The following is a 17,598-nucleotide window of genomic DNA, read 5'->3' as shown; positions in this document are numbered from 1 at the left end:
GTGTTGCCCATCCAGCGGGCCGCCAATGAGACTCCCCCACGTCCAAGTCGTTGACCAGCGCTAATGGAGAAGTCCGGCTGGAGGTACTAGGTGGCCGAGGCCGTCCGTACTGCTGAGGCCTCGTGCTGGGCGCGGGCTGCGGCCACGAGGTCACCGGCCATGGTGTGGGCCTTGGCCAGGGTGTCGAGGCCCACGGCCAGCCAGGTCCGGGAACCGATCTGTCGCCACAGCCTGACGGCTGCTTCGGCGCGTCGGCGGGCTGGCGCTGGACGTCCTGCTATGAGTTGCGCCTCGGCGAGTGCATTGAGCGTTGCCGCCTCGCCCCACAGATTGCCGAACTCCCGGTAGGTCCAAAGGGTGCCGGCCAGTATTCGGCGCCCCTCCGCCTGAGCGCCTTGTCGCACCAGGACGTCCCCCAGCCAGCAGGTGGCGTGTGCGGTGGTGAGCCGGTCGCCCAGACTCTCGCTGATCGAGGCGGCCGTCCGGAAGTACTCGGCGGCGGTGGAATAGGCGCCACGCGCACGGTGGCCCTGTCCCAGGCATCGCAAGGCCTGTGCTTCTCCAGGCCGGTAGCCCGCTTCCCTGCTCTCCCGCAGGCAGTGCGTAAACCGCTCCATGGCCGCTTCGACACGCCCCTGCTCCAGGTAGATGACACCGATGCCGTTGGTGGCGTAGACGAGGCAGTTGACGTTCTCGACCGTTCGGGCCAGCTCGGCTGCCTGTTCGAAATGATGCACGGCCGAGGAGTACTGGCCCAACAGACGGTGGACGTATGCCAGCCCGGCTGTGGCGCTGGCTCGGTAGGCCGGGCCCTCGCCGTCGGCCAACCGCAGCGCCTGCTCGAAGTGGTCCAGCGCCTCCGGGTACCGGTCGAGGATGGTGGTGAGTTCGCCGAGGCAGCGGTGGAGCTGGGTGGCGCTGCGCTGGTTTCCGCTGTCCAGTGCTGCCTTGAGCGCCCGGCTCTGGGTGCGTTCCCAGTCGTCGAAGTTGCTGCCGATCTGGAAGAGTGTCGTCAGCGTGGTGGCCAGCCCGGCGGCCAGCGCAACTTCTGCTCTGTCAAGCGCCTGGTCCACCACGTCGATGAGGAGCTGGCGCTCGTCGTTGAACCAGGCCAGTGGGTCCGCGAGGATCTGGATGGTGTCCGTCGGGGAGGGCCGCCAGGATGTCAGGCCGGACTGCGAGGTGCCCTGGAAGTCGACGCTGAGGGTGTCCGCGGCCAGGTCGGCCAGGTGCAGGCTCGCGCCCAGCAGCCGTGTGAGCGCGGCCGTACGGTCCTGGGGCGGGACCTCCCGTTCTGCCCGTTCCCGGCTCACCAGCCGCACCAGGTCGTGCAGCCGGTAGCGCACTGCGGTGGCACCGGCAGCCCCGACTTCCACCACATGCACATCCACCAGCTCGTCGAGCACGGCCTCCGCCCGGCCCAGGTCCATATCCAGCAGCGCGGCCAGGGCCCAGACGGCGAAGTCCGGTCCGGGCAGCAGGGCGAGCATCCGCAGGGCGTGCCGAACTTTAGGGGTCATGCCCCGGTAGGTCAGCTCCAGGCTGGCTCGCACGGCGATGTGGCCGACGGCCAGCTCATCAAGCTTGCGTTGCTCGTCGGCGAGCGCACGGGCGACTTTGGCCAGGGGCCAGTGTGGTCGTGCGGCCAGTCGTGCTCCGGTGACCCATACCGCGAGGGGAAGTCCCCCGCAGGTTTCCACGATGGATCGGGCCGAGTCGGCCTCCGCGACGGTGCGGTCTGTGCCCACCATCTCACGCAACAGAGCCAGCCCCGTCGTGGAGTCGAAGACTGTGAGGGGCAGCCGGATACCGCTCAGGCTGGCCAGCGTGGTCCGGCTGGTGACGATGGCGGCGCAGTGTTCTCCGCTGGGCAGGAGGTCGTCCACCAGCAGTGCGTCGGCCGCGTTGTCCAGCACGACGAGTGTCCTGCGCTGGGCCAGCAAGGTGCGGTAGAGATTGATTCGCCCGGTCGCGTCCGGGGGCATCGCTCCGCCGTGTACGCCGAGCGCCCGCAAGAAGGCGCTCAGGACCGTGAACGACTCGGCCGGCTCGTCACCGAAACCCCGCAGGTCCACGTAGAGCTGACCGTCCGGAAACCGGGAGGTCAGCAGATGCGCCGTGCGCACGGCGAAGGCCGTTTTGCCGACCCCAGCCGGTCCGGTGACCAGCAGGGTCACCGACCCGGCTGTCTCCTGGCCGACCAGGTGGCAAGCCTCGGCCACCTCGTCTTCCCGGCCCACGAACAGGGACGGGGCCGGCGGAAGCAGACGCGGGCGCGGTTGCTGTGCGCTCGCTCCGCCCCAGTCCTCGTGACCGCTCCCGGTGGCGTCGTCCCGCCGGTCCGAAACCGGCGCGTGCGGGCCCGACGCTGATGAGGCCCGCCGAGGGGACATGTCGCGTGCCGGTGCGGAAGCGCTCGCGGAGCGCGGGGCCGGCTCGTCGAGGGCAGGGTCGGAGGCGAGTATCTGCTGGTGAAGCTGTCTTAAGGCTCGGCCGGGGTCGACCCCCAGCTCCTCTGCCAGCCGCCCTCGCATGGTCTGGTAGTGGGCCAGGGCGTCGGAGGGTCGGCCCTCGCGGTGCAGGGCGAGCAGGAACTGGCCGGCCACCCGCTCGTCCAAAGGATGGGCGACAGCCCGTGCTGACAGATCGGCCAGACACTCGCTGTGGCGGCCGGTGCGCAGCATGGCGTCGGTCCGGTCCAGCTCCGCCGCCCATCGCTCTGCCTGCAGTTGCTCGCGCACGGTGTCCAGCCACAGGGAGTCCAGACCCGCCAGCGGTTCGCCCCGCCATTGCCCGAGCCCTTCCTCGAACAGTTTCAGGGCGGACCGGTCATCGGGGGCCTTCCTGGCCCGCGCGATCAGGTGGCGGAAGCAGTGCAGATCCACCGTGGTCTTGTCGATGTCGAGCACGTAGCCACCGGACCTGCGGGCCAGACGGATGCCGTGCGGGTCCAGCCCGTGGCGCAAACGAGATATATAGGAGTAGAGCGTGTCTCGGGCCCGAAGGGGCACGCGATCATTCCATACGCGGTGGAGCAGTTGGTCGGCCGACACGGGGCGGTTTGCGTCAATCAGCAGAACCGCGAGAACGCACTGCTGCCGCGGGTGCCCCAGAGGTACCGGCCGACCACCCACTCGCACCTCAAGAGCGCTCAATAACTGGAACTCCACCATGCCGCGCTCCCCCTTCATGCCAGTACAGGCCTGAAAGGGACTGTGACCTGCCCCTGAAGGTTTCTCGCAAGGTTTGCCCCAGGTCGGCCGTACATGGTTGTCGACGTGTCCAAAACCGGGCGGTACACCGCCCGGAACGGCACGAGCGGTGTACTCGCGCGTCGCGTCAGAAGACGCAGGACGTGCCAGGCACCGACCTCGCGGTTCTCATCCGTGTCGACTGAAGGGTTCTCAAGATGAACACACGCATTCGGCGCCACGCTCAGGCTGCGATCGCCGGCCTGGGGGCGTTGGTCGCGGTCTTCGTGATGCCTGGCCAGGCTCACGCGGCTCTCGGTTCCTGGAACCTCGAGGGCAGTGGTTCCGGTGTGGTCGGTGCGCACGCCTGGGGTTCTCTCACCCTCGGCTCCGACGGCCGCTACTACCTGGCTGCCAACATCAAGGACACCGCGGCGGACGGCCACGGTGCTCGACTCGAAGTCATGGCGTATTACAACGACGGCTGGAGCAGCCGGTACGAGAACCTCAACGCCACGGGCAACCAGGCGACGAACAGCTTCACTTGGAACTTCGCTCCGGACCTGTACTACATCGACGCCCGAGAGTGCCTCACCGAGCAAGGCGAGGAATATCGCTGCGCGAGCTCTTGGCACGTGATCCACCGGGTGCGCCCTTGAGCCGTTGCCCGGCGCCGGGCGACGGCAGACGGCTCTTCGGTGCTGAGGGCTCTGACGAAGAAGCACCGGACGGCGGCTGCCACGGCCCGTGACCGGCCTCGGCTCCTTGGGGTGCGGGCCGCGACCGGAACTGGGGGCCGGTCGCGGGCCGCGCAGCGCGGCGACACTGCGCCCCATGAATTCGATGAAACGGAGATGGCCGACTGCCGTGCCGGCCACCGTGCGCGGGGGCGGTCGGCCTGACGACCGGGTGGCCCAGGCCGCTCCGTGGTACTCCGTTGCCGGGGCGGGGCGGGCGGCTGCCGGTCGCCGGATCATGATGGCGGAGGCCGATGCCTCGGAGCAGGCCGATGCCTCCGAGTGACCCGGCATGTCGAGCGGCCTGTGCCTGCCCCCTAACGGGCTCGACTCCGATGCCGAGCACGGTCCGGCGACCGGCACTCCGGCGACGGTGACGTGGCCCGGCTCGCTCTTCCTCATCGAGGAGTCGGTGCTGTACTTCCAGCTCGGCTCGGCCTCAAGACGTGACGAACCCGGGTCACATACCAGCACATATGACCTCCCGTCACCACGTCGCGCACGCCTGGGAGTATGAGGAGTCACTGCTGCCTCACCTCTTGGAGTACGACCATGACCCGTCGCCACCTCATGTCCCTGGCCGGAGGGTCCCGCCGGTCCCACGCACCGGGTGGGACGCCGCGGGGCGGGGGGTGCGCGGGTTGTGGCGGTCGGGGGCGGAGCCGGGAGGGCCGTTCGCCGAAACCGCCGCCGGGTGGCCGTCGCCGCCGCATTCGCGCGGCTGGCGCGGCTTGCCGCGGCTGACCGAGCTGGACGCGCTGCTGCGCCGGGCCTCCGACTGCCTGCGCCGGACAGGTCCGCACTGGAACTGCTGACGCAGCCGCCGGCTGACCGGTAACGCGCAGGCAAATCACGGACACGGTCATCCGATCTTCGGTTCTGTCCCCGCCGCCCAGTCGCCGAACCCTTTACGACTCCCCATTCCCCACGACCCCGGAGACACCGCCATGCCACGCGTCCTCCTCGTCGAAGATGACCCCTCCGTTCGCGAGGGCGTCGAGATCGGGCTGCGCCGGCGCGGGCACGAGGTCCTCGCCACCGCGACCGGCGAGGCCGGTCTGGAGGCACTGCGTGCCTTTCGCCCCGATCTCCTGCTGCTCGACCTGATGCTGCCCGCCATGAGCGGCGTCCAGGTCTGTTGCCGGGTACGCGAGACCAGCCAGTTGCCGATCATCATGCTGACCGCGCGCGGCGACGACTTGGACATCGTCGTCGGCCTGGACGCGGGTGCGGACGACTACATCGTCAAGCCCGCCCGTACCGAGGTTATCGAGGCCCGCATACGTGCCGTGCTGCGCAGCATCGAAGGACCGACCGACGCGAGGCCCGCCATTGAGCACCACGGTGAACTCGAGATCGACCGCGCCGGTCACACCGTCCTCAAGTCGGGCGACCGGGTCGCCCTCGCGCCCTCCGAACTGAAGCTGTTGCTGCACCTGTCTGCGGTGCCGGAACAGGTCTTCAGCCGGCAGCGGCTCCTGGAAGAGGTCTGGGAGCACAGTTACCACAGTGACGTCCGTCTGGTGGACGCCTGTGTGCGCCGGCTCCGCGCCAAGATCGAAGATCCGTGCCGCGGTCCTCGATACATTCAGACCCTGCGGGGCTTCGGCTACCGCTTCGGTCCGCTGTGAGGATGCCTGGAGCGACCGCCGCGTTCGGGCTGCGCACCCGGCTGGTGATCGCGTTCCTGCTGGTGGCTGCGGTCAGCGCCGTCACGACCGCCGCGTTGACCTATCGGGAGGCGCGCAGCGCGGTCCTCGTGCGTGCGCAGGACACGGCCGTCGCCTCCTTCCGCGAGGAGGTCGAGCAGTTCGTCCCCAGCCTGCCCCTGGACCCGGATTCCCTGCGGTCGTACCTCTACGACATCGCGGCGCGCGCCAAACCCCATCCGTGGATCGTCTTCGCCGAGTACGGCTCGTTGCGCGCCTCCTCAGGTGACCGGCCCGTCTCCGGTGTTCTTACCGCGGAGCTGCGCCGCACCGCGCACACTTCGCCGCACGGCAGCTTCGAGCGGGTCGTCAAGGACGGGAGCGCGTATCTGACGATCGGGATGCCGGTGATGACGCGAGTCGTCGCCGGCGGCGACGCGGTGCCGAGTGGCCTGGTTCTCTTCGCCGTGATGCCCATGACGAGCGAGGAGGTGGACATCGACGCACTGGTGACCGCTGCCCGCGACGGCGCGCTGCCAGGGCTGGCCGTGGCCCTGGTGCCCGCATTACTCGCGGCGCGCAGCGTGCTACGCCCCGTACGTGAACTGCGGCGTGCCGCAGCCTCCATGGGTGGCGGGCAGCTTGACACACGTATCCCCGTACATGGCCGGGACGAAATGGCCGACCTGGCCAGGACGTTCAACGAATCGGCAGCCCGCCTTGAACGCTCCGTGCAGGAGTTGCGGGACGCCGGGGCGCGGGCCCGGCGCTTCGCCTCGGACGTCTCGCACGAGTTGCGCACCCCACTCGCCGGTATGCTCGCCGTCACGGACGTGGTGGACGAGGACGCCGAGACGCTCGCCCCGGACACCGCTCGGGCGGTGCGCCTGATCAGCGCCGAGACAGGCAAACTGGCCGTACTGGTGGAGGATCTGATGGAGATCTCCCGCTTCGACGCCCGCGCGGCGGAGCTCAACGCCGACGAGGTAGATGCGGCGGAGGCCGTGCGCAGCACCCTGTCCGGCAGGCAGTGGCTCGGCCGGGTCCGCGCGGAGCTGCCCGACGGCATCCGTATCCGCCTCGACCCGCGCCGCTTCGACGTCATCGTGGCCAACCTGGTCGGCAACGCCCTTCGCCACGGTACCGAACCGGTCACTGTGCGGCTGTCGGCACGCAGGGGTGCGCTGATCACCGAGGTGCACGACGGCGGCCCCGGGATCGCCCCGGACGCGCTGCCGCACATCTTCGACCGTTTCTACAAGGCGGACGCCGCACGTTCCCGCTCATCGGGCAGCGGCCTCGGGCTTGCGATCACCGCGGAGAACGTACAGCTGCACGGCGGCTCGATCCGCGCGGAGAACGCGCCCGGCGGCGGCGCGCTGTTCACTGTGGAGCTGCCCTTCGACGGGCCCGCGTCCGGGAGCAGCGCACCGGATGGTCCGTCCCCCGCGCACGGTGGCATGGGGCCGGCGGACAGCCGGGACCGAACGGAGGTCACCGCGTGAGGAAGTCGGCGTTCCGTGCGCGTCGAGCGGTCCGGCTCGCCGCGCTGCTGGTGCTCGCCGGAGGCCCGCTCCCGCTCGTAGGCTGCGGTATCCAGGAGACGGCCGTGATCGAGGCCGGCAGCCCGGCTGTCGCCGATCTGCTTCCCCCGCGTGAGGGACGTGTGCTGTTGTTCTTCTTCTCCCCCGACAATGAACTGCTGCCCGTGCCACGGACCGTCGAATCACCGTGGCGGAACGGCGTTGCGGGCTCCGTCGGGCCGGATGACTCGTCGGCCCGCCCGGACGAGTCACACAGACGGGACGGCCTCGGCGGTTCGCAGCCGGTGAGTGAGGAGATGAGCGAGTCCCTCTCGCCACTCGCGGCCGTCACCGCCCTGCTCGCCGGGCCGGACAAGGCCGAACGGCGGGCCGGGTTCCGCAATGCTCCCTCGCTGCCCCGTGCGGCATCCGCCGCGGACCGGGTCGTGACAGGTGGCCTCACCGTCGAGGTCGAGCTGCGCCTGCGGGTGACACGGCTGACCGCACCCGCCCGCGACCAGATCGTCTGCACGGCGGCGTACGCGGCGCATGCGCAGGGGGCCGTGTCCGTAAGCCTGGTCGGGCAGGAAGGACGCCTCGCCCCGGCCGACTGCCCCGTTCGACCGGTCCCGGTGCCGGCACGCTGAGCCGTGGCAGAGGGCATGCAAACGGCTGAGCACCGGTCGAAGAGGCCAATCCCCGAGCTGCGAGGCCCGGTTGCCGTCGACTCCGCCAACCCGGGTGGCGCCCAGCCGTCTGACGGATCCGGGGCGGCCCCGCCGTGGATACCCGGCGGGACAGTCGGACCCCGGCAGAATCGAAACTTCCCGGCGGACCCGCACGGGAAGGCGGCCCGCCGAAACCTCCGTTCCGGCGGGCCGCCTCCTCAACTCACCCGGGGCCGCGTCCCGCCCGTCGGAGTCTCACCCGATCGCGCGCCCCCGTGGGTTCCGGCCCCGTGTTGCCTCACCTGCCGAAGAAGGCGTCGTGGATCGTGACCGTCGACTGGTTGTCATCCTTGTCGGTGACGACGGCCTTCAGCGAAATCGCCTTGCCCTTCTCCGGGGCGCGAACCGTGATCTTGTCCGCCCTGACTGGAACGGGCAGCCACTTCGTGTCGTCGTACGACACCAGGACCTGCAGGGTCTTCAGGTTGGCGCCGGCCGCCGCGCCCTGCACCTCGACGGGGACGGTCTGCTTGCCGCCTGCCGGAACAGTGGAGTCCAACGCGAGCTGCGGCAGGAAACGGACCGTGGAGACCGGGAGCATGGTCGGGCTCGCGGTGCGGGCCGAGCTGAAGGTCCACGAGGCGTCGATCCGGGTCCCGGTGCGGTTGAACGTCGGGTTCCGGTGAATCGTGGTTGCCACCGTGTACGCGGCGGATTCCGACGGCAGCGTAAAGGGCTCCTGGTCGATGGCAGCGTCCTTCTGCGTGTACAGCTCGCCGTTGCGGTGGATGGTGGTGCTCGCACCTGAGTACTGGGCGAACCCGGAATGACCCGACCCGTCACTGACCAGCGGCAACGCGCCATAGATGTCGTCGCCGTCGCGCACGATTCCGTCGTTTGCGTTCATCCGCGGCCCCAATACACCGACATTGAAGTTCTCGGTGTACGTCGCCCCCGCCGTAAACCGCTGCGGCCCGTCGAGCTCGTATGCCGAGTCGAAGCTCCGGTAGCCCGCCGGGTCCGTCTCGCCCAGTACACCCGCGACGATGTTCCAGGCGGCCCCGTCGGCCGTGGACAGATACACATTGCGCGTTCCCGGTGCCGACTGCACGGAGTAGGGGGCCTCGACGCCGCCTCCGTAGTCCAGTACGCCGTGCGCCGCGAGGGCACCCTCGAGGCCGGGTACGGACGACCCGATCCTTGCCTTCACCAGGGCCATGTCCTTGGGCGTGTAGGTCTTGCTGTAGCCGGTGGCCAGCTCCTGGACCGGGCCGCCGGTGAGGACGTTGTATTCGGTGGTGCCCCGCTCCCAGTGCGCGGACCACTGCTGGGCAAGGGAACCGTCGTCCATCTTGGGACCCTGGTACGCGGTGCGCAGGTTGTCGAAGCTGCTGAACTCGCCCCCCTCGATGATGAAGGTCTCGGGTGTGCTCAGTGTGTACATCATTCCGGCGCGTGTGGGGCGTGCGGCTGCGTCCGGCACCTTGAAGGTCACGGGCCGGGTGGTCCGGGCGTCGAGGGTGACAGTGGTGGGACCGGTCACCGAGAGCTGCGGATTGTTGATCAGATCGGCGCCCTTGTGCGGGGCCGCAGGGTCCACCAGCATGTCGGCAGCGAGACTGTAGGTACCGCGCGGCAGCCGGACCGTGGCGGAGCCCGACGACAGGTCCGGGAAGAACCGCTGGCCTGCGGCGGACTCGCGGTAGCCCTTCAGGTCGGCCTGCCAGGTAGTGCTGGCTGCACCGTCCCGTCCGATGGTCTTGAAGGTGACGTCGTACGACTCGCTCTCACGCTCCACCGCTGCCGCGGTGCGCACGGTCTGGCCACCTCCGGACGCGACGACCGTGGCTGAGTACGAGCCGTCGACCGTACCGCCGAGCCGGGTGTCGGCCGTCAGATCCACGGCGGCGTCGCCGCCCGCCGGGACCGTGATCCGCTGCACCCCGAGGGTGAAGAACCCGGCCGGGGCGGGCTGTCCGTCTCCGCCGGTGGGCGCCGCCAGCGACAGGTCCAGCGTCACGTCGGCGGTGCCGTTGTTTCGGTACCTCACCTGCTTGGTGACGGGTGTGTCGTCGGTGTGGGGCCACTGCTGGGTGCCCAGGCTGACCGAGCCCGGTTCGGAGACGAGCGTCTGGTCGATCGCCTTGTCGACGGTGAGCCGGCCCGAGCCCTGTTGGAAGACCGAGTGGGAGCCGCCCTTGGCTGAGCCCGTCAGGACAGCCTTGATCTGTGCGCCCGTCCAGGTGGGGTTCTTCTGCTTGAGGATTGCCGCGGCGCCCGCGACGTGCGGGGTCGCCATCGACGTGCCGCTCTGGCTGACGTATCCGGGAGGATTCTGTCCCGAGGTGCCGGCCGCCGCGGCCGCCGTGATCTCCACGCCCGGCGCAGTGATGTCGGGCTTGACGGCGCCGTCCCCGGTGCGGGGCCCGACGCTGGAGAAGTCGGCGATCAGGTCGTCGTCGTCGACGGCGCCGACCGTCAGGGCCGCGTCGGCGCTGCCCGGCGATGCGACCGTGCCCCGCCCCGGCCCGCTGTTGCCTGCGGCTACCGCGAACAGGATGCCCTTCTCCGCAGAGACCTTGTTGATCTGGGCTTCCAGGGGGTCGATCCCAAGGGTGTCGGGGCTGCCCAGGCTCATGTTGATGATGTCGGCACCCTGGGCGACGGCCCAGTCGACCCCCGCGAGGATGCCTGAGTCGTCACCGACGCCCCGGTCGTCCAGCACCTTGGCGTTGATCAACTGGGCCCCGGGCGCCACGCCTTTGAACCGGGCGTCCTTCGCCCCCGTACCGGCCGCGACAGAGGCCACATGCGTGCCGTGTCCGACACGGTCCCGGGCGTCCGGGGAGCCGCTGAAGTTCCGCTCCGCCACCACCCGGCCCGTCAGGTCCGGGTGGGTGGCGTCGATCCCGGAGTCCACGACGGCGATCCTCACACCGGCGCCGTCGTACGAGCGGGCCCAGGCCGCCGGGGCGCCGATCTGGCCAGTGCTGCGGTCGAGCGACGCCTTCCGTACGCCGTCCAGCCAGATCCGCGCGATGCCGGAGGTCGTGGCCGCCGAACCGTCGCCCTGCTGACGGGTCAGGGCGTCCCACAGGGAGCCCGTGCTGTCGGTGGTGCTGGCGCTGGTGACGGCATCGGCGTCGAGGGCCGACAGAGTCCGGCGGACGGTGGTGCCGTCGGAGGACCGCACCTCGGCGCGGGCGGGCTTTGCCGCCGATCCCCGGTAGCCGACGATCACCTTGAGCCCGGCCCGGTGGGCCTTGCGGCTCTCCGGTTTGGCGAGTCCGGTGATGTCGAACAGCCGCTGGTCCAGCGTGCCTTCGGCGATCAGCCGCCGGGCGTCACGCGGCACCACATAGGTACGGCCGTTGTGGGTCTGAGTGAAGAAAGGTATGTCCTCCCGGCCCTTCGCCCGCTGAATACCGCCGACCCGGCCACGGGAGTCCACGAGGACCCGGTCGCCGGTGATCAAGGTGACGGTGTTCACGGTCCTGCCGGCTGTCCCTAAGCCCTTGGCGGTGACCGGAGATGCCGTGTCCAGGCTGCTGGTCTTCGCAGATGCCGGGCCGGTCGTGCCCGCCGTCAGAGCGACGGCGGCCGCAGCGACGACGGCATACGCCTTCTTTGATCGTTTACGCAAGATTGCCCCTGCTCAGGAGTGAATCGGGCGGGCGAGGGCCCGGCCCGCACGGGGGCGTATTCGGATACGTGTACGACCCCGGGGTCCTGAAGTATGCCGGGGTCGCTCGGACGCACTCAATGATCGTTGTGTAACAGCCGTTCGGAATGATCGGGCTTACTCGGGAGGGCGTACGGCCCCGGATTCCCCGCACATGCGGATACATGGGCGCACAGGTTGGCGGGCGAATGGCCCTGACGACCTCGTGCACGACAAGCGTTGACGCCTTTCCGCCGTTGCGTCCCTCCTGATCACAGCCTCGTCCCTTGACAGCAGGCACCGCCGGCAGGCCCGAATGCTTATCGTGCGCGAGGTCGTAAAGCGTGTTGCAGAAGGCTGTGTGGTGGCGTGCTGACGCCGCCAACGGCAGGCACCACGGCCGCCCGATCCGCGGACCGTCACCACCTCGCTCACGCACCACCCACCTGCAACAGCCGCTCGAACTGGCCCATCCGCAGACCCGTGAACGTCTCAACCCACAACGCCTCAGCCCTCAACACCCCACGCATACATAGGAAATGCCCAGACCAGCGCCTTGCGCAACACGCTTTAGCGCGCCACGCGGTAGCGGAGGTAGACGACTCTTGAGCTGAAGGTGCGGGTCTCGACGAGTTCGAGATCCACCCGGCGCTCGCGCTGGGGAAAGAACGGAATGCCACCGCCAACCAGCACCGGGTAGACCCTGGCCCGGTACTCGTCGATCAGACCCAACGCGGCCGCCTCGGCGGCGAGAGTCGCGCCGCCGATCGCGATGTCGCCCTCCCCCGGCTCGGCTCGCAACCGCTCGATCTCCTCCGCCAGGCCGCCGGAGGCCAGGCGGGCATTGCCCTGCACCGCCGACAGCGTGGTGGAGAACACCACCTTTGGGAGCGGCTTCCAGATCGCGGCCCACTCGAGCATTGAGTCGTCGAGCGATGGATCCTGGTCGACGGTCTCCCAGTACAACATCGTCTCGTACAGCCGTCGGCCCAACAGGTGGACGCCGATCTCTCGGATCTCGTCGGTGACGAAGCGAAAGTCCTCCTCATCGGGCGCCGTCCAGTCGAAGTCGCCGTCCGGCCCGACGATGTAGCCGTCTAGGGAAACACCCATCGAGTAGGTCACGCTGCGCATCAGAAGTCCTCCTCGGGAACAGGTTCGACACTACGACCGCCGACCGCCGCAGGACTCGTCACGGCTCGCGGGATGCCCTCAGATCTCCCCACCGGCCCTCATCCGGACCGCCGATCACCTGCGCTCCCTGGCCACCGGCTTCGTCAGCCTGAACTGCCTGCTGCTGACCCCCACCGCGCTCTTCGCATGCACGGAGCATGATCCGCGTTCCGAGGTCATCGAGCACCGCGGTCCCGGCTACTTCGGCCTGCGCTACCGCCAGCACGGAGCCAAGACCATCGTGGCGTCCACCGGATTGGCCCCAGTCGGAACCCGAGTGGACGGTGTTCCCCGAACGGCATGTGCCGGAGATCGCACGCGGCGGCCCCAGGACAACGATCCACGGGGTCTGATTTCCGCTCCTTGTCTCGTGCCTGCCGACTCTCCCAGCGCGCAACGTGTCGCGAGTCGTTGCCGAATCCGTGCCCGGTTGGCAAGTTCGGCCAGACGTCGTGGAAGCGGCGGTGTTGGCGCTCTCGGAGTTGGTGACCGAACGCGCTGCGGGTGCCGGCACCGAAGCATCGGTAGGTCGGGGCGACCAGGTGTACCGGCGGGGATCACTGCTCGTGGAGGCGGTCGCGCGGCAGGCACAAAGACCCCGCTCGCCCGCAGGCCGAGGGCGGCGGGCGAGCGGTTGAGCTGCTGGGCGTTTCAGCGGGGCCGAGACTCACCCGCATCGTCCTGGATCGGGGAGCGGTCCTCGATCAGCCGATGGTGGCCGAGTAGGGCCGCGGTTCCCTCACCGATCAGCATGGTGCCGCGGGCCGGCACGGTGCCGAGCTGGAGGCAGTCGGCTTCCCGGTGATCTGGGTGAAGATCGAGGCGGCTCCGTGGAACGGGGATGTGCGGACGACGTCGACGCGCTCCTTCCGGGCTGTCATTCCGAGCACCACATAAAGCTGGACCGGTGAGTGCGAAGCCGGCACTGCTCGATGCCCATCTCTCCCGCAACGCCCATCGCTCCGGCCCGAGAACGCGCGAACTGTTCGCCACGCAGCGCTGCCCGGGGAGTTGGCCACTCCTGGGCACGGGCACCGCTCGACGCGCTGCCGGCCGCGCTGTCCGCCGTGGGGCTGGCGGCGGTCGAGGTGAAGGGAGGAGTCCGTGGTGCAGACGACTGTTCTGTGGATCGACGGGCGGGAAGAGGCATCCGCATCCGAGCGTATTCGGTCCAGCGTCCGTACCGGCAGATCGTTACGAGTTGCATCAGCGTCATGGTCCGGTCGTCGACCGGGAGCGCCTGGGGCTTGCCGGTCATTCGCCCTCTCCGGGATCGCCCTTTGCCGGTATCTGCACGAAGTGCACAGACGTGCTGGAACACCCCGCCCCAGGCACATGGTGCGGAACGGGTGGCCGGACGGCCTGCCGTTCAGGCGACAGCGCTGAGGGTGTCCGCAAGGCGGCGGTAGGTGGCGCGTGCGGCAGGCAGGGCGGCGAGCGCTGCCGCGCCCAGAACCGCCGCGGCGATCAGAAGAAGCAGCAGCCACGGCGACGGAGTATGGGCGAGCCCCGCGCCGATGCCGCTCGATCGGCCCTGGGCGTCGATCAACAGGCGGGCGAGCGGCACTCCCAGTGCGGCAGCGCCGCCGGCGGCGACGAGGGTGGTGCAGGCGACGGCCGTTACGGTGACCCCTGTGATCTGGTGTGGTGACAGCCCGACGGCCTTCAGCGCCAGGAGATCCCGCTCGCCCTCCCGTACGCTGCCGCCGATCACCGTCGACAGTTCGGTCAGCCCGATCAGGGCCAGAACAGCGATCAGCCCGACTACAACGCCGCGCATCGAACCGAGCCCGCCGGCGGGATTGGTCACCTCTCGGATGTCCAGCCGACCGTCCGACGCCCTGGTCAGAGCCGCGCCGACGGCCCGCGGGTCCGCGTCCGGGCGCAACAGCAGCTTGTACAGCGTCGGCCGGAGTCCCGGGTCGTTCTCCCGCAGGGTATCGAGCGAGGCGGAGATGACCCGGCCTCCGTTCTCCGGTTCGATACTGCGGCCGACGATGTGCAGGATCTGCGGTCGTCCGCCGACCGTCATCCGTATCCAGTCACCGACCTGTACGTCCAAGAGGTGCAGCAGGCCCTGACCGGCCACGGCCTCGTCGGGCCCGGACGCGGGACGGCCGGCGGCGAGCGTGAACGGATACGGGTCCTCGCGGGTGCCGAGACCGCGCAGCGCGATCGTGCCTGTCTGGCCAGGAGCGAGCGCCGCCACCTCCACGCCCGGGTGCGCAGCCTCGACCCGGTCGTCCGCCTCGAGCAGGGCCCGCGCCTCACGGTCGTCGAGCCCTTTGTCCGCGCGAGCCGTGAGCGCGGCGGCGAGACCGACCTGCTCGGGTCTGGTCTCGAAGCGGTCGATGGTCGTCCACGCGCTGAGCGCGACGGTGATCAGCAGCAGGGGCAGGGCCAGCCGTGCGATCGTGGCCGCCGAGTGCGGGCTGGGGGCGAACGCCCGGTGCCAGCCGAGGACGAGGCCCGGCGGAAGCCGCAACGCCAGCGCCCGGCGCGCCGGACCGGAGAGCCCGTTCCCCGCCGGACCAGCCGGCCGCAGAATCGGTACGGGCGGCACTCGGCCGGCCCGCCAGGCGGCGAGACACGTGGTGGCGCCGATGAACAGCACGGCGCCGACCGGAACCGCCAGCAGTGCCGCGGCATGGCCGGGCAGTCCTTGCCACACCCCAACCGCGTCGCCGAGCCTGCCCGGGATGCCGCTGCCGAGCGTCTCGATGAGTACCGTCGCCATCACGGCTCCCAGCAGGGCGAATGCCAGATGCTGGATGAGGAAGACACGGACCACCTGCCCCGGTGTGAAGCCGATGGCCTTCAGTACGGAGATGTCCCGAAGATGACCACGGATCCGGGTGCTGATCGCGCCGAACACCGCCAACGCCGCGGCGAGCAGCGCGCCGAGTCCGAAGAGGCCGAGCACCTGGCCGAGCAGCCGCGTGTCGTCCTGTGCCTCGGCCCGTGCCTGCTGCCAGCTGGAGACCTGGGTGACCGCGCCGGCGCCGAGCTCGGTGACGGCGCGCTGCACGGCGTAGTCAGTGTCGCCGGGGTCGGCCAGCCGCAGTCCCACGACCTGTCCGGTGGAAGCACCGGCTCGTTCCATTGCCTGCGGCAGCGCCCAGGCGATGCCCGGCCGTTCACCGGGGCTGTATCCGAGCTCGGCGTGGTTCGCCGTGCCGAGGACCGTCAGAGGGTGCGAGGCCCCGGGCAGCGTCAGGGTGTCGCCGGTTTCGACCCACAGGGCTCGCGCGAGACCCGTTTCGAGTACAACTCCGTCCGGTTCGCTGGCGTCGAGCCACCGTCCGGAGTCGAGGAGCGGGCGACCGGTGCCGGGAGGGGCGGTTCCCGCATGGCGGAGTTCGATGGTGGCCCGGGCGCCGTGGGACTCCACCGTGGCGGACGCGGTGCGGTACGGGCCCGACACGCTTTCGACGCCGTCCAGCTCGGCCAGCGGGGTCGCGTCGGCGGTGGTATCCGTGTGGATCCACAGGTGTGCACCGTGAGCCTGAGTGAAGACGCGCTGCCAGGGGTTGGTGGCGTAGCCGAAGAGCGCGGAGGCGAGCAGCAGGGAGACGACGATCCCGGTGGTGGCGACGACGATGAAGAGCGCTTCGCCGCGATGGGTGCGCAGATCGGCGTGCGCCCAGCGCAGGGTGGCTCGCACGTATCAGTCCTTCAATTCGAGCACGGAGGATATGCCCCTGCCCGGTGAACCGGTGCTGTCGAGCCGCGCGTCGTCGGCTATCCGCCCGTCGTAAAAGCTGATAACCCGGTCGGCCGCGCTGGCGAGCCGCGCGTCATGGGTGACGAGGACGATCGTCTGGCCGCGCAGGTGGAAGCGGGTCAGCAGTCGCATCACTTCGCGGGTGCCCTTACTGTCGAGGCTGCCCGCGGGTTCATCGGCGAGCAGCAGCCGGGGCTGGTTGACCAGTGCCCGTGCCAGGGCGACGCGCTGTTGCTCACCGCCGGACAGCTCGCCCGGCATGCTGCGTGCCTTGCTTTCGAGCCCCAGCTCGGCCAGCAGCGCCTCGCGCTCGGCGCGCGCCCGCTTGGGAGACGTCCCCGCGAGCAGTGCGGGCAGCTCGACGTTGTCGGCGACCGTCAGGTTCGACACGAGGTTGAAGAACTGGAAGACGATGCCGATCCGGGAGCGGCGCTCCACTGCCCAGCGGGACTCGCTGTAGGAGTCGGTGCACTCGCCGTCCAGCCAGACGCTTCCGCTGTCCGGACGCTGGAGCCCGCCGAGCAGATGCAGCAGCGTGGATTTCCCGGCACCGGAGGGTCCGGTGACCGCGACGAACTCTCCCTGCCGTACGGAGAAGTCCACACCGCGGACAGCGCGGACCGGGGCGCCCTCGCCGTGGTGGGACTTGACGAGGCCCTCGGCGCGAAGTGCGGGAGCGGAGGTGTCGTTCATTCCAGCTCCTCCTGGCACCGTTCCAGCCAGTCGAGGTCGGCCTGCAGATGCAGAATGGCGCCCTCGACCAGCAGGTGGGCGATCGGGTTGTCCCGGTTGTCGGCCGCAGCCAGTTTCGACAGGTTGCGCATGGTTTTCAGATACTGACGGCGTTGCGTGTTGATCAGGGAGATCTGGTCGGCGAGACCGGTCCGGGGAGCGAGGGCGAGCTTCATGAAGAAGTCGTCCCGCACCCGGGGCTCGTCCGAGGTGTCCTCGAACCAGACCTGCAGTGCTTCGCGTCCGGCATCCGTGAGTCGGTAGACCTTCTTGTTGGGCCGACTCGACTGGGCGATCTCCTCGCCCTCGATCAGTCCCGACTTCGCCAGCCGTCCCAGAGTCACATAGATCTGCCCGACGTTCGGCTGAGGGTACTCGGCACCCAGCAGTTGCTCAAGGTCCTGTTTGAGTTCGTAACCATGGGCGGGTCCGCGGGCCAGAAGAGCCAGGAGGGGCAACCGCACTCGTGCACTCCTCCGCTGCGTTGTATGCGTGCTTGTCACAGTGTGATTCCGGCCGCTCGCAATGTGGTCCGGATCA

11 protein-coding genes and 1 pseudogene are annotated in these 17,598 nt (G+C 69.6%); 5 read left to right on the top strand and 7 right to left on the bottom strand.

Annotation, left to right across the window (positions count from 1 at the left end):
* Positions 1-86 precede the first annotated feature (86 nt).
* Positions 87-3,173 (bottom strand): BTAD domain-containing putative transcriptional regulator, encoded by a 3,087-nt coding sequence (locus tag ACFT7S_RS17525; protein ID WP_382732509.1) that lies wholly within the window; start codon positions 3,171-3,173, stop codon positions 87-89.
* Positions 3,174-3,409: 236 nt separating this feature from the next.
* Here ACFT7S_RS17525 and ACFT7S_RS17520 point away from each other — a divergent pair, with 236 nt between their 5' ends.
* From ACFT7S_RS17520 to ACFT7S_RS17500, 5 genes are all read left to right on the top strand, one after another.
* A complete protein-coding gene (locus ACFT7S_RS17520; protein ID WP_382732507.1) occupies positions 3,410-3,850 on the top strand; it encodes a hypothetical protein in 441 nt (146 codons plus the stop codon).
* Between the two features lie 175 nt (positions 3,851-4,025).
* On the top strand, positions 4,026-4,214 hold the full coding sequence (locus ACFT7S_RS17515; RefSeq protein WP_382732506.1) for a hypothetical protein: 189 nt from the start codon (positions 4,026-4,028) through the stop codon (positions 4,212-4,214).
* A gap of 661 nt (positions 4,215-4,875) precedes the next feature.
* A complete protein-coding gene (locus ACFT7S_RS17510; RefSeq protein WP_382732504.1) occupies positions 4,876-5,559 on the top strand; it encodes a response regulator in 684 nt (227 codons plus the stop codon).
* A 2-nt stretch (positions 5,560-5,561) separates the two neighbouring features.
* Positions 5,562-7,082, top strand: coding sequence for an ATP-binding protein (locus tag ACFT7S_RS17505; protein WP_382732502.1), 1,521 nt, complete (start codon positions 5,562-5,564; stop codon positions 7,080-7,082).
* Entirely contained in the window at positions 7,079-7,747 is a 669-nt protein-coding gene (locus ACFT7S_RS17500; protein ID WP_382732500.1) for a hypothetical protein, read from the top strand. The genes ACFT7S_RS17505 and ACFT7S_RS17500 overlap by 4 nt, the downstream gene beginning before the upstream one ends.
* Positions 7,748-8,066: 319 nt before the next feature.
* Here ACFT7S_RS17500 and ACFT7S_RS17495 read toward each other — a convergent pair whose 3' ends face one another.
* The 6 genes and pseudogenes from ACFT7S_RS17495 to ACFT7S_RS17470 all read right to left on the bottom strand — a co-directional run bounded on the left by ACFT7S_RS17495 (position 8,067) and on the right by ACFT7S_RS17470 (position 17,522).
* Positions 8,067-11,411: a S8 family serine peptidase gene (locus ACFT7S_RS17495; RefSeq protein WP_382732499.1), complete on the bottom strand. Its 3,345-nt coding sequence runs from the start codon at positions 11,409-11,411 to the stop codon at positions 8,067-8,069.
* A gap of 397 nt (positions 11,412-11,808) precedes the next feature.
* Positions 11,809-11,959 (bottom strand): annotated as a pseudogene (locus ACFT7S_RS17490) (IS5/IS1182 family transposase); the annotation flags it as partial.
* Between the two features lie 40 nt (positions 11,960-11,999).
* Positions 12,000-12,563 carry a dihydrofolate reductase family protein gene (locus ACFT7S_RS17485; protein ID WP_382732497.1) on the bottom strand — a complete coding sequence of 188 codons (564 nt, stop codon included), beginning with the start codon at positions 12,561-12,563 and terminating at the stop codon, positions 12,000-12,002.
* Between the two features lie 1,408 nt (positions 12,564-13,971).
* Positions 13,972-16,266 carry an FtsX-like permease family protein gene (locus ACFT7S_RS17480; protein WP_382732495.1) on the bottom strand — a complete coding sequence of 765 codons (2,295 nt, stop codon included), beginning with the start codon at positions 16,264-16,266 and terminating at the stop codon, positions 13,972-13,974.
* Between the two features lie 3 nt (positions 16,267-16,269).
* Entirely contained in the window at positions 16,270-17,019 is a 750-nt protein-coding gene (locus ACFT7S_RS17475; RefSeq protein WP_382732493.1) for an ABC transporter ATP-binding protein, read from the bottom strand.
* Complete coding sequence (locus ACFT7S_RS17470; RefSeq protein ID WP_382732491.1) at positions 17,016-17,522, bottom strand: PadR family transcriptional regulator; 507 nt, start codon at positions 17,520-17,522, stop codon at positions 17,016-17,018. Before ACFT7S_RS17470 ends, ACFT7S_RS17475 begins: the two co-directional genes overlap by 4 nt.
* Between the last annotated feature and the right edge of the window lie 76 nt (positions 17,523-17,598).

This window comes from Streptomyces sp. NPDC057136 (assembly GCF_042670885.1).
In the GTDB taxonomy this organism is placed as follows: domain Bacteria; phylum Actinomycetota; class Actinomycetes; order Streptomycetales; family Streptomycetaceae; genus Streptomyces.
The sequence above is the reverse complement of the archived record's forward strand: the minus strand, read 5'-3'. Positions and strand labels throughout refer to the sequence as shown.